The sequence below is a fragment of the Pseudomonas sp. EYE_354 genome, from assembly GCF_023148575.1.
Lineage (GTDB): Bacteria > Pseudomonadota > Gammaproteobacteria > Pseudomonadales > Pseudomonadaceae > Aquipseudomonas.
The window spans coordinates 125,088-136,251 of the sequence record NZ_JAHXNQ010000004.1 but is presented as its reverse complement, the minus strand read 5'-3'; the positions used below and the strand labels follow the sequence as shown (position 1 = coordinate 136,251).

Here is an 11,164-nt window from a genome sequence, read left to right as displayed (position 1 = left end):
ATGGCAGTCAAGGTCCTGGTGGTGGACGATTCAGGTTTCTTCCGCCGCCGCGTCTCGGAAATTCTTTCCGCCGATCCAAGCATCCAGGTGGTCGGTACGGCCACCAACGGCAAAGAGGCGATTGATCAAGCCATTGCGCTCAAGCCGGATGTGATCACCATGGACTACGAGATGCCGATGATGGATGGCATCACGGCAGTTCGGCACATCATGCAACGCTGCCCGACCCCGGTTTTGATGTTTTCCTCGCTGACCCACGAAGGCGCCCGAGTGACCCTCGATGCGCTGGACGCGGGGGCGGTGGACTTCCTGCCGAAAAATTTCGAAGACATCTCGCGCAATCCCGAGAAGGTCAAGCAACTGCTGTGCGAGAAAGTCCACAGCATTTCCCGCAGTAACCGTCGCAGCTTGTTCAGCGCGCCGGCGCCCACTCCGGCACCGGTGGCGGCACCTGCTGCGCCCACCGGTTCCACGTTCGGCCGCCCGGCGCCAGCACCGCTTGCACGGCCTGCCGCGCCGCCGGTACGCGCCGCCGCGCCTGCTGCCGCGCATTCGCCGGCACCCAAGCGCAAGGCCTACAAGCTGGTCGCCATCGGCACCTCCACCGGTGGCCCAGTGGCGTTGCAGCGGGTGTTGACCCAGTTGCCGGCCAACTTTCCGGCGCCGATCGTGTTGATCCAGCACATGCCTGCGGCCTTTACCAAGGCGTTTGCCGAGCGTCTGGACAAGCTGTGCCGCATCAGCGTCAAGGAAGCCGAGGACGGCGACATCCTGCGCCCTGGCCTGGCGCTGCTGGCCCCCGGTGGCAAGCAGATGATGGTTGACGGGCGTGGCGCGATCAAAATCCTGCCGGGCGATGAGCGCCTGAACTACAAACCGTGTGTGGACATCACCTTCGGTTCGGCAGCCAAGTCTTACGGCGACAAAGTTCTGGCGGTGGTGCTCACCGGCATGGGGGCCGACGGCCGCGAAGGCGCGCGCCTGCTCAAGCAGGGCGGCAGTGCGATCTGGGCCCAGGACGAAGCCAGCTGCGTGATCTATGGCATGCCCATGGCGATCGTCAAAGCTGATCTGGCCGACGCCATCTACAGCCTGGACGATATCGGCAAGCATCTGGTGGAGGCCTGCCTCTGATGGATGTGTTGAGCCTGATCGGCATCATCATGGCGTTTGTCGCGATCATTGGCGGCAACTACTTGGAGGGCGGCCACCTTGGCGCCCTGGCCAACGGCCCGGCGGCACTGATTGTGATTGGCGGCACCGTGGGCGCCGCCTTGCTGCAATCGCCGATGAGTTCGTTCAAGCGTGCGATGCAGATTGTGATCTGGATCATTTTCCCGCCGCGCGTGGACCTGGCGGGCGGCATCGACCGTGTCGTCAACTGGAGCCTCACCGCACGCAAGGAAGGCCTGCTGGGCCTGGAAGGCGTGGCCGATGCCGAGCCCGACAGCTACGCACGCAAAGGCCTGCAATTGCTGGTGGACGGCGCCGAGCCGGAGGCTATCCGCAGCATTCTCGAGGTGGATTTCTACACCCAGGAAAGCCGCGATATCAACGCCGCCAAAGTCTTTGAAAGCATGGGCGGCTATGCGCCGACCATCGGCATCATCGGTGCAGTGATGGGGTTGATCCATGTGATGGGCAACCTCGCCGACCCTTCGCAACTGGGCAGCGGCATCGCCGTGGCGTTCGTCGCCACCATTTACGGGGTTGCCAGTGCCAACCTGGTGTTGCTGCCGGTGGCGAGCAAGCTCAAGTCGATTGCCATGCGCCAGTCGCGTTACCGCGAAATGTTGCTCGAAGGGATCCTGTCGATCGCCGAGGGCGAGAACCCACGCTCCATCGAACTCAAGCTCCAGGGCTTCATGGATTGATGGGCATGAACACTTACTTGTGGCAGTGCGGCTACGAACGTTGTGTACAGAGAGGTGCCTGCCTGTGAGCCGTCGCCGTCGCGAGCCTGAAGAACACGTTAACCACGAACGCTGGCTGGTGTCCTACGCGGATTTCATCACCCTGCTGTTCGCGTTTTTTGTGGTGATGTATTCCATCTCGTCGATCAACGAAGGCAAGTACAAAGTCATTTCCCAGGCGCTGATCGGCGTGTTCAACGATACCGATCGCGCACTCAAGCCGATCCCTATCGGTGAAGAGCGGCCCAGGACCGTGACGCCGGCCAAACCGCTGGTTAACGACAGTGATGAAACCGCTGCCGGCGTGGGCGGCACCAGCGACCCGCTCAAAAGCATCGCCGATGACATCAGCGCGGCGTTTGGCGACCTGATCAGCTCCAACCAGATGACTGTGCGCGGCAACGAGTTGTGGGTCGAGATCGAGCTTAATTCCAGCCTGCTGTTCGCCAGTGCCGATGCGATGCCCAGCGACCAGGCGTTCACCATCATCGACAAGGTGGCGGCGATCCTCAAACCGTTCGACAACCCGGTGCATGTCGAAGGCTTTACCGACAATGTGCCGATCAGCACGGCGCAGTACCCGACCAACTGGGAGCTGTCCTCGGCGCGTGCCGCGAGCATCGTGCGCATGCTTGCGATGCAGGGTGTGAACCCAGGGCGCCTGGCGTCGGTGGGTTATGGCGAGTTCCAGCCGGTGGCCAATAACGCCACGTTCGAAGGCCGCGCGCGCAACCGTCGAGTGGTGTTGGTGGTCTCACGAAACCTGGATGTGCGCCGTAGCCTGACCGGTACGGGCACCGCCAATGCAACACCGGACGCGGCTTTGAAGCGTGCTGGCACACAAACTGCACCGGCCCCTGTTAAGCCGCCGGTTCGGCAGAGTGCCGTCAATTCTCCGTCACCGGCTCAATAACTTATGCAATGTCTCGGTCGCGCATGTGCCCACCGGGAGGAACCATCCGAATGAGAGTCTGGGCAGTTGCCAATCAAAAAGGTGGGGTCGGCAAGACCACCACCTCCATCGCCTTAGCCGGCTTGCTGGCCGAAGCGGGCAAGCGCGTGGTCGTGGTTGACCTCGACCCCCATGGCTCGATGACCAGCTATTTCGGTTACGACCCGGATGCCCTGGAGCACAGCTGTTTCGACCTGTTCCTGCACAAGGGCAGTGTGCCGAGCGACTTGCCCGGCCAATTGTTGCTGCCCACCAGTAGCGAGAGTATTTCCCTGCTGCCATCGAGCACCGCGCTGGCCACCCTTGAGCGTCAGTCGCCGGGGCAGAGCGGTTTGGGCCTGGTGATCGCCAAGACCCTGGCGCAACTGTGGCAGGATTTCGACTACGCCATCATCGACAGCCCACCGTTGCTGGGCGTGCTGATGGTCAACGCCCTGGCGGCCAGCCAGCAATTGGTGATCCCGGTGCAGACCGAGCACCTGGCGGTCAAGGGCCTGGAGCGTATGGTCAGCACGTTGGCGATGATCAACCGTTCGCGCAAACAGGCACTGCCGTACAGCATCGTGCCGACCCTGTTCGACCGCCGCACTCAGGCGTCGATGGGTACCTTGCGCGTGTTGCGCGACGCCTACCCGGAGACCATCTGGAACGGTTACATCCCCGTGGATACGCGCTTGCGCGATGCCAGTCGTGCCGGGCTCACGCCGTCGCAGTTCGACGGTAAAAGCCGCGGCGTTCTGGCCTATCGCGCGTTACTCAAACACCTGCTGTCCCAGCAGCTTGTGGCGCAGGTGGCCTGATGATGAACCGTCCCGTGGAACTCAAGGTCAAGACCCGGCCGCAACTGGCGCTGGAATCCTATCTGGATGCCTTGTTGCAGGATGCGACCGAGGAAGAACTGCCGGAGCCGATCCTGGTACTCGAGCCTGCGCTGGACGTGCCGGCAGCGAGCACGCTGGATGAGTTCCAGCTGGCCGTACTGGAAGAGCAGGCCCGCGATGCGCAAGTGGTCGCGCCGGTAGTGGTGCCGAGCGCCCCCGCCGTGGTGGCGCAAGTGGTGGTCGAGCCCGTCGTGGAAGTGCATCTGCCGCCGAGCATAACGCCGCCGCCGGTCACCGGTGACGGCCGCCCGGCCTGGGCAGCCGAGCCGTTCGAATGTTTGCTGTTCGACGTTGCCGGGTTGACCCTGGCGGTACCGCTGGTGTGTCTGGGGTCGATCTATTCTCTGGAAGGCCAGGAGCTGACGCCGCTGTTCGGGCAGCCGGAGTGGTTCCTTGGCATCCTGCCGAGCCAGGCCGGCAACCTCAAGGTGCTGGACACCGCGCGCTGGGTGATGCCCGACCGCTACCGCGATGACTTCCGCCAGGGTTTGCAATACGTGATTTCGGTGCAGGGCTACGAATGGGGGCTGGCGGTGCATCAAGTCAGCCGCTCGTTGCGCCTGGACCCCAATGAAATTAAATGGCGCAGCCACCGGGGCCAGCGGCCTTGGCTGGCGGGCACCGTGATCGAACATATGTGCGCGTTGCTTGACGTCGCCGAACTGGCCGAGTTGATCGCCAGCGGTGCCGTCAAAGCGATGCCGGTTACCAAACGCAGTTGATTGAACAATAAGGGCCGCGCGCGAGTAAGGCCAAAAGAAGTACACACGCCGCCTACATCGGCATTTGAAGGGGTCACAGCTATGAACAAGTCAGCGTCTGCACAAGGTTTGGATGATCCGATCCTGCAATGGGTTACCTTCAAACTGGACAATGAAACCTACGGCATTAACGTGATGCGCGTGCAGGAAGTGCTGCGCTACACCGAGATCGCGCCGGTCCCGGGTGCGCCAAGCTACGTGCTGGGCATCATCAACCTGCGCGGCAACGTGGTGACGGTCATCGACACCCGCCAGCGCTTTGGCCTGGATACCGTCGAAGTCAGCGACAACACGCGTATCGTCATCATCGAAGCCGATAAGCAAGTGGTTGGCATCATGGTCGACAGCGTCGCCGAAGTGGTTTACCTGCGCCAATCGGAAGTGGAAACCGCGCCGAACGTGGGCAACGAAGAATCGGCCAAGTTCATCCAGGGCGTGTGCAACAAGAACAACGAACTGCTGATTCTGGTTGAGCTGGACAAGATGATGAGCGAAGAAGAATGGTCGGAACTGGAGAGTATCTGATTGTTCTTTGAGGCCCTGGTGATTGTCCTGGCCCTGTTGTGGGCCGGGACACTTGCGTTTTTTCTGCGCTACGTGCGCCAGCAGCGGGAGCTGGCGTTGCAACAGGCCGAGCGCGATGCGTTGCGGGACCGGCGCATCCTGGAGCTGGTCAAGCGTGTCGATCACTACCAGCAAAGTGCGGTGAAGGTGGGGGATGAGGTGCATGAACTGCGCGCCATTCTCGGGCCGTTGCCGGACAAACTGGCGCAGATCGAGCAGCGTGACCCCTCCAGCCTGTCGTTTGCCCAGGCGGCGAAACTGGTGGGCATGGGGGCGACGGTGGATGAGCTGACCCAGTCGTGCGGCTTGACCCAGGCCGAAGCGCAATTGATGAGTAAGTTGCATAAGGGCGGCTGAAAGCTTCGAGCTTCAAGCGGCATGTGTCGAGTTTTGGCCTGCCGCTGATAACTTGGCGCTTGCGGCTGCACTTTCCCTACTGGTTCAAGGTCCACATCCTGCGAGCACTTTTGAACCAGGAGATTTCCCTCGATGACCACTCCCAAAGCACTGTTGATCCTTCACGGCAAGCAGGCCCTCAACGAGGACGTGCGCGCCGCCGTGCAGGCCCGGCGTGAGCAAGGCTGGGAGTTGGCGGTACGGGTCACGTGGGAGGGCGGCGACGCCCGGCGCCTGGTTGAAGAAGCCTTGGACGCCGGGTATACCCGGATCATCGCGGGTGGCGGAGATGGCACCTTGCGCGATGTCGCCGAAGCGATGGCCCAGGCCCGGACCGATGCCAGCCTGGTGCTGATGCCGCTGGGCACAGCCAATGATTTCGCCAAGGCCGCGGGGGTGCCGCTGGAACCTGCTATGGCCCTGGCGTTGCTGGACGTGCCGCCGCGGGCGATCGACCTCGGCCGTGTCGGCGGGCAAATCTTCCTGAATATGGCCACCGGCGGCTTCGGCAGCCAAGTGACTGCCAATACCTCTGAAGACTTGAAAAAAATCTTAGGTGGTGCCGCCTATCTGTTCACCGGGTTGACGCGTTTCAGCGAGCTCACGGCGGCCTATGCCGAGCTGGATGGGCCGGACTTTCACTGGAAAGGCGAGCTGCTGGCGCTGGGCATCGGTAACGGTCGCCAGGCCGGCGGTGGGCATGAACTATGCCCCGGCGCCATGGCCGATGATGGCTTGCTCGACGTCAGTATCCTGCCGGCGCCCCAAGAGGTGGTGGGCGCCTTGCGCGAGCTGATGAGCAACGGCTGGGGCCTGGACGCCATGTTCGTGCGTGCACGCTTGCCATGGGTGCAGATCAGGCAGGCCGAAGGGCTTTACATCAATCTCGACGGCGAGCCGCTCGAGGGCGAGGATTTGCGTTTTGAGGCCTTGCCGGCGGCGCTTCGCGTGCACCTGCCGCTGGGTTCGCCCTTAGTCGTCCAGGCTGATGATCTGCTCACGCACGGCGAATAACACCAGGCCCGCCACGTCGAAAATCTGCAGACGCTTCATGATTTGCGAGCGGTGCGCTTCCACCGTCTTGATGCTCAGCCCCAGGCCGTGGGCAATTTCCCGAGTGGACTTGCCGCGCACGATCAGGCGCAGGATTTCCAGTTGGCGGGCGGTGAGGTTATGGCTGTGGCCTGCCGGGGTGGTGCCGCCGCCGCTGCGTACCAGGGCTTGGGTGATCACGGTGTGGGCGATGGCCGGGCTCAGGTAGCGCTCGTTGTTGCGCAACGCCAGCAGCGCGTGTTCCAGCTCGTTGGCGGTGGTGTCTTTGAGCAGGTAGCCATGGGCGCCGGCCTCCAGCCCGCACATGATCAGTTCCGGGTCGGTGTGCATCGACAGGATCAGCACTTTGCTGTTGGGGTACACGCGCTTGAGTTGCTGCAAGGCGTCCAGGCCGCCGGTGTGTTTCATCGAGAGGTCCAGCAGAACGATATCGGGCTGCAAGGCGTGAAACTGCTCCAGCAATTGCGCGCCATCGCTGGCTTCGCCGACCACCGTATAGCCGGGCATGTCCTGGATCAGCGCGCGTACGCCGGCCCTGATCAGCACGTGGTCATCCACCAACAGTAATGTGCACGTCACTCGATAACCTTAGGGGAACTGGCCCGTTCGAGGGCGCGCGGCGCCCAGGGGAAAAGCGCGTCGATCCGCGTGCCTTCGCTAGGCTGGCTGCTGACGGACAAGCGACCGCCCAGTTGATCAACCCGCTCGGACATACCCGCCATGCCCCGTTGCCCTTCCAGGCCGGGGTTGATGGCGGGTGAAAAACCCTGGCCGTCATCGCAGATAATCAGCGAAAGGCCTTCGGGCAGGCGTTGCAGGCGCACCAGCAAGTTCCGCGCCTGGGCATGGCGCAGCATGTTTGTCACCGCTTCCTGGGTAATGCGAAAGGCCGCTACGGCCATTTCTTCCGGAATGCCGGTCAGCCGCTGGTGGCATTCCAGGCTCCAGTGCACCGGGGTATTTTCCAGGGTTTTGAGCAGGTGCGCCCGCAGGCTGGCTTCCAGGCCCAGGCTGGCCAGCTGCCGGGGGTTGAGGATAGCCGAGACGTCGCGCACCTTGGCCAGGGTCTCATTCAGGGTGTTGCACAGCACCGTGCACTGGCTTTGCAGCTCATCCGGCAGGCGCCGCTTGAGCCATTCGCTTTGCAGCTTGGCGGCGGTGAGCAATTGGCCGATGTCATCATGCAGTTCGCGGCTGAGGCGGTGGCGTTCGTTTTCCTGCACCTGCAGCAGGCGCTCGGCGAGTTCCTGGGGGTGGAACTTGATGGATTTACGCGAGTACCACTGTTGCGCGCCCACCACGAGCAGCGTGGCCAGGTTAAGCAGCAATACCAGAAGTGGCAGCGGCGCGGATTGACTGTAGGCCCACAGGCTCAACAGCAGCGAGCCAAGGCACAGGGCGAGGATCAAACGGCGTGCATTGCTGCGGGACGTTGACCTGGCGATGAGGGTCTTTAGGCTGGCATGCATAGCGGATGGAGCCAATGAAGGTTCACTGCAGGAAGACCGGTCATGGCGATTGGCCGGGCTGTGTTTGGAGTACGTTATTGATTCGTTTATTTGCATCATGAAGTTGAGTCACTTCGAGCGGGGGCATAGTACCACCACTCTTACCGTTGGTCGCCTGGTGCCTTGCCTTGCGGGTTATTAACCGCGTGAACACCCCGGGATACTAAACCCGGAGTTGAGGGAGTGGGGAAGTTAACGTAATTCAATCGGTTTGTATCGTTGTTACAATTAGTGGCTAATTGATATCTTTTTGCGCAATATTTAGTTGCAAAAGATAGGTTGAATTTGTCGTTTTCGGATAACTACAGGTCGAGTACGAGCTGCTGAGTCGTCAAGACGCGTGATGCATACGTTGCTGCGGTTTATGACCCAAGCCCTTTTGCGGGATCTGTACGGCAACCGTGGCGATCAACGTGGTTTGTTCGGTCTCGTCCAATGTCAGCTGACCGGTTTTTGCGTCGATCAACTCCAACTGCCACGCGAGCAAGGTCAGGCAGTCATGCAGTGCGTCAAGGGCTTGATCATGCAGTTGAAGCGGGTTTTCGGCATTGGCGATCAGGCATTGTATGTGCCGCGAGAATTCGCTGATCGCCAGCAGCGCCAGACAATCGGCTTTTTCGGCCAGCCTGATCAGGCTGGTTTTTATGCAGTCGATGGCGTCACTGTCGTTTCGGATCAAATGCAGGTGGCTCAGGCACTCTTCCGATTTGGCCAGCAGGCTTTGCGCCTCGTGCAGGAACTCGGGAAGTGCCGATTGCCACTCGTTACCGTCGTTCATCATGCAAGTCTCCACAACATAAGCTCGGGTGATGAGAGGTCGCACCGGGTGAATGGCGTAAAACTAGCGCTGAAATATAACCGGAGTATGTAGGCCGCTTCTGAGTTTTCAGTAGGACGAATACTTGAATAACGGCAAGGGGCGTGCACAGCCCCCGTGAGCAGGCTTTGTTGCACACCTTCAATGGCCGCGACGTGGACGTCTGAAAGGCCTGTGGGCCGTGGGCTTGGCATGGCAAACAAAAGCCCGACTCCATTCATGCAATGAGAATGGCGTCACATTAATGGCTATTAGATATTGCGAATATCAGGTTGGGCCTGATTGTGTATAGGGGAATCCCTTATATAGCGGAACCAAGCGTCGATTTGAATGTCGCGCAGCGGTGCTCTATTGCCATCTGGAACAGCCAGCGCAGTAAAGCATGATGTCATTGTGACATCAATTGGTTTCCGTGGCATTTTACTAGGGGTCAAGGTCTGCCGTTCGCCGCCGATAACTAGCGTAAGTGAACAGCACATCCCCTTAGCGCCACACTTTCCAGCGCACACCAGGAGCATTTAATGGCCGGCATTCTCGACACGGTAGACCAACGCACGCAACTGGTGGGTGAGAATCGCCTGGAGATCCTCATGTTCCGCCTGTTCGGGCGGCAACTGTTTGCGATCAACGTGTTCAAGGTTCAGGAAGTCCTGCAACTGCCCAAGCTCACCCTGATGCCCCAGCGTCATCCGTTCGTGTGTGGCGTGGTCAACCTGCGTGGCCAGACGTTACCGGTGATCGACCTGTCCCAGGCCATCGGCATGCGCCCGCTCGTGCCGGGCCCGAACAGCACCATCATCGTCACCGAGTACAACCGCTCGGTGCAGGCCTTCCTGGTCGGTGGCGTGGACCGTATCGTCAACATGAACTGGGAAGCCATCCTGCCGCCGCCGACCAGTGCCGGTCGCCAGCACTACCTCACGGCCATCAGCAAGGTCGATGACCAGTTGGTGGAAATCATCGACGTGGAAAAAGTCCTCGCCGAAATCGTGCCCTACAACGCCAAGGTCTCCCGTGAAAAACTCGAAGACCCGGTACTGGAGCGTGCCCGCGGCCGCGAAGTACTGCTGGTGGACGACTCCAACGTCGCCCTGTCGCAACTGCGCGACACCCTCGGCCAGTTGGGCGTGAAGATGCACATCGCCAGCGACGGTCTCAAGGCGCTGAACATGCTCAAGGGCTGGGCCGATGCCGGCCACGTGATGACCGACAAGCTGCTGATGATCTTCACCGATGCCGAAATGCCTGAGATGGACGGCTATCGCCTTACCACCGAAATCCGCAACGACCCGCGCCTGCGCAAGCTCTACGTGGTGCTGCACACCTCGCTGTCGGGCAGCTTCAACGAGTCGATGGTGAAGAAGGTCGGATGCGACAACTTCCTGTCCAAATTCCAGCCGGACAAGCTGGTGGATGTCGTGCGTCAACGACTGATGCTGGACGAAGCCTCGGCTTGACCTTAGGGTGGCACCTTTGCCCCCTCAGGAATGCAGGCCCATGCTTCGTCTCAGCGCGCTGTACCGTTACCCCTTGAAGTCCGGCAAGGCCGAGACGTTGCAGCACGTTGGCCTGGATAAACTCGGGCTGGCCGGGGATCGACGCTGGATGCTGGTGGACGAGGCCAGCGGGCGTTTCCTCACGCAGCGTGCGGTGGCGAAGATGGGCCAGTTGTCGGCCTTGTGCAGCAGCGCCGGCGGCCTGACCCTCAGCTCGCCTGGGCACGCCACCGTGGAGGTGGCGCTGCCGGGCCCTGACACCGACTTGCGCGGGGTGACCATCTGGCGCGACACCCTGCGCGTGCCGGACGCCGGTGATGCGGCGGCGGCCTGGGTCAGCGACTTTATCGGCAAGCCGACGCGACTGGTGCATGTCCCGGTCGAACGGGCGCGTACCACGCAAGACGGCTACGGCAAGGACGACGACAAGGTGGCCTTCGCCGACGGGTTCCCGCTGTTGCTTATCGGCCAGGCGTCGCTGGACGACGTATCCCAGCGCATCGGCCGCCCCATGGAGATGCTGCGTTTTCGACCCAATCTGGTGATCGAAGGCGGTGAGGCGTTCGCCGAAGATGGCTGGAAACGTGTGCGCATCGGCGATGTGGAGTTTCGCGTGGTCAAGCCCTGTTCACGCTGCATCCTCACCACCATCGACCCTGCCAGCGGCGAGCGCAGTGCGGACCGTGAGCCCCTGGCCACCCTCAAGACCTATCGCGAGCGCGACGGTGACGTGATGTTTGGCCAGAACCTGGTCAACGATGGTCTCGGGCGCCTGGAGGTGGGCATGCCGGTGACGATCCTCGAATAATTCCCGAGCCCATAA

The 11,164-nt window shown here is 61.4% G+C and carries 13 protein-coding genes; 10 read left to right on the top strand and 3 right to left on the bottom strand.

The window, feature by feature from the left end; genetic code table 11:
- The 8 genes from KZX66_RS07070 to yegS all read left to right on the top strand — a co-directional run bounded on the left by KZX66_RS07070 (position 1) and on the right by yegS (position 6,481).
- Positions 1-1,134 carry a chemotaxis response regulator protein-glutamate methylesterase gene (locus tag KZX66_RS07070; protein WP_248077876.1) on the top strand — a complete coding sequence of 378 codons (1,134 nt, stop codon included), beginning with the start codon at positions 1-3 and terminating at the stop codon, positions 1,132-1,134.
- Positions 1,134-1,874 carry a flagellar motor protein gene (locus KZX66_RS07065; protein ID WP_248077874.1) on the top strand — a complete coding sequence of 247 codons (741 nt, stop codon included), beginning with the start codon at positions 1,134-1,136 and terminating at the stop codon, positions 1,872-1,874. Before KZX66_RS07070 ends, KZX66_RS07065 begins: the two co-directional genes overlap by 1 nt.
- 64 nt (positions 1,875-1,938) lie before the next feature.
- Positions 1,939-2,826, top strand: a complete 888-nt coding sequence (gene motD, locus KZX66_RS07060) for a flagellar motor protein MotD (RefSeq protein ID WP_248077873.1) — start codon at positions 1,939-1,941, stop codon at positions 2,824-2,826.
- Between the two features lie 50 nt (positions 2,827-2,876).
- Positions 2,877-3,665 carry a ParA family protein gene (locus tag KZX66_RS07055; RefSeq protein ID WP_248077872.1) on the top strand — a complete coding sequence of 263 codons (789 nt, stop codon included), beginning with the start codon at positions 2,877-2,879 and terminating at the stop codon, positions 3,663-3,665.
- Between the two features lie 2 nt (positions 3,666-3,667).
- Positions 3,668-4,468, top strand: a complete 801-nt coding sequence (locus tag KZX66_RS07050; RefSeq protein WP_248078190.1) for a CheW domain-containing protein — start codon at positions 3,668-3,670, stop codon at positions 4,466-4,468.
- An 81-nt stretch (positions 4,469-4,549) separates the two neighbouring features.
- The gene (locus tag KZX66_RS07045; protein ID WP_005790025.1) at positions 4,550-5,032 is read left to right on the top strand and encodes a chemotaxis protein CheW; all 483 of its coding nucleotides are present in this window, start codon (positions 4,550-4,552) and stop codon (positions 5,030-5,032) included.
- Positions 5,033-5,428: a DUF2802 domain-containing protein gene (locus KZX66_RS07040; RefSeq protein ID WP_248077871.1), complete on the top strand. Its 396-nt coding sequence runs from the start codon at positions 5,033-5,035 to the stop codon at positions 5,426-5,428.
- Between the two features lie 132 nt (positions 5,429-5,560).
- Positions 5,561-6,481: a lipid kinase YegS gene (yegS, locus tag KZX66_RS07035; protein ID WP_248077870.1), complete on the top strand. Its 921-nt coding sequence runs from the start codon at positions 5,561-5,563 to the stop codon at positions 6,479-6,481.
- Here yegS and KZX66_RS07030 read toward each other — a convergent pair.
- From KZX66_RS07030 to KZX66_RS07020, 3 genes are all read right to left on the bottom strand, one after another.
- Positions 6,440-7,099 carry a response regulator transcription factor gene (locus KZX66_RS07030; protein WP_248077869.1) on the bottom strand — a complete coding sequence of 220 codons (660 nt, stop codon included), beginning with the start codon at positions 7,097-7,099 and terminating at the stop codon, positions 6,440-6,442. The two genes, yegS and KZX66_RS07030, sit on opposite strands and share 42 nt — an antisense overlap.
- Positions 7,096-7,989 carry a sensor histidine kinase gene (locus KZX66_RS07025; protein WP_248077868.1) on the bottom strand — a complete coding sequence of 298 codons (894 nt, stop codon included), beginning with the start codon at positions 7,987-7,989 and terminating at the stop codon, positions 7,096-7,098. Before KZX66_RS07025 ends, KZX66_RS07030 begins: the two co-directional genes overlap by 4 nt.
- Before the next feature lie 370 nt (positions 7,990-8,359).
- Complete coding sequence (locus KZX66_RS07020) at positions 8,360-8,809, bottom strand: hypothetical protein (RefSeq protein ID WP_248077866.1); 450 nt, start codon at positions 8,807-8,809, stop codon at positions 8,360-8,362.
- Positions 8,810-9,366: 557 nt separating this feature from the next.
- On the opposite strand from KZX66_RS07020, the gene KZX66_RS07015 reads away from it, so the two are divergent.
- Both KZX66_RS07015 and KZX66_RS07010 read left to right on the top strand, forming a co-directional pair.
- Positions 9,367-10,302 carry a chemotaxis protein CheV gene (locus tag KZX66_RS07015; RefSeq protein ID WP_248077864.1) on the top strand — a complete coding sequence of 312 codons (936 nt, stop codon included), beginning with the start codon at positions 9,367-9,369 and terminating at the stop codon, positions 10,300-10,302.
- Between the two features lie 40 nt (positions 10,303-10,342).
- Positions 10,343-11,149, top strand: a complete 807-nt coding sequence (locus KZX66_RS07010) for an MOSC domain-containing protein (RefSeq protein ID WP_248077862.1) — start codon at positions 10,343-10,345, stop codon at positions 11,147-11,149.
- The last annotated feature ends 15 nt before the right edge of the window (positions 11,150-11,164 follow it).

Excerpts from the sequence above, each read along its gene's own strand:
- KZX66_RS07025 (WP_248077868.1), bottom strand. The coding sequence starts at position 7,989 with ATGCATGCCAGCCTAAAGACCCTCATCGCCAGGTCAACGTCCCGCAGC.
- KZX66_RS07055 (WP_248077872.1), top strand. The coding sequence starts at position 2,877 with ATGAGAGTCTGGGCAGTTGCCAATCAAAAAGGTGGGGTCGGCAAGACC.
- KZX66_RS07045 (WP_005790025.1), top strand. The coding sequence starts at position 4,550 with ATGAACAAGTCAGCGTCTGCACAAGGTTTGGATGATCCGATCCTGCAA.
- yegS (WP_248077870.1), top strand. The coding sequence starts at position 5,561 with ATGACCACTCCCAAAGCACTGTTGATCCTTCACGGCAAGCAGGCCCTC.
- KZX66_RS07015 (WP_248077864.1), top strand. The coding sequence starts at position 9,367 with ATGGCCGGCATTCTCGACACGGTAGACCAACGCACGCAACTGGTGGGT.
- KZX66_RS07020 (WP_248077866.1), bottom strand. The coding sequence starts at position 8,809 with ATGATGAACGACGGTAACGAGTGGCAATCGGCACTTCCCGAGTTCCTG.
- KZX66_RS07070 (WP_248077876.1), top strand. The coding sequence starts at position 1 with ATGGCAGTCAAGGTCCTGGTGGTGGACGATTCAGGTTTCTTCCGCCGC.
- KZX66_RS07010 (WP_248077862.1), top strand. The coding sequence starts at position 10,343 with ATGCTTCGTCTCAGCGCGCTGTACCGTTACCCCTTGAAGTCCGGCAAG.
- KZX66_RS07065 (WP_248077874.1), top strand. The coding sequence starts at position 1,134 with ATGGATGTGTTGAGCCTGATCGGCATCATCATGGCGTTTGTCGCGATC.
- KZX66_RS07050 (WP_248078190.1), top strand. The coding sequence starts at position 3,668 with ATGAACCGTCCCGTGGAACTCAAGGTCAAGACCCGGCCGCAACTGGCG.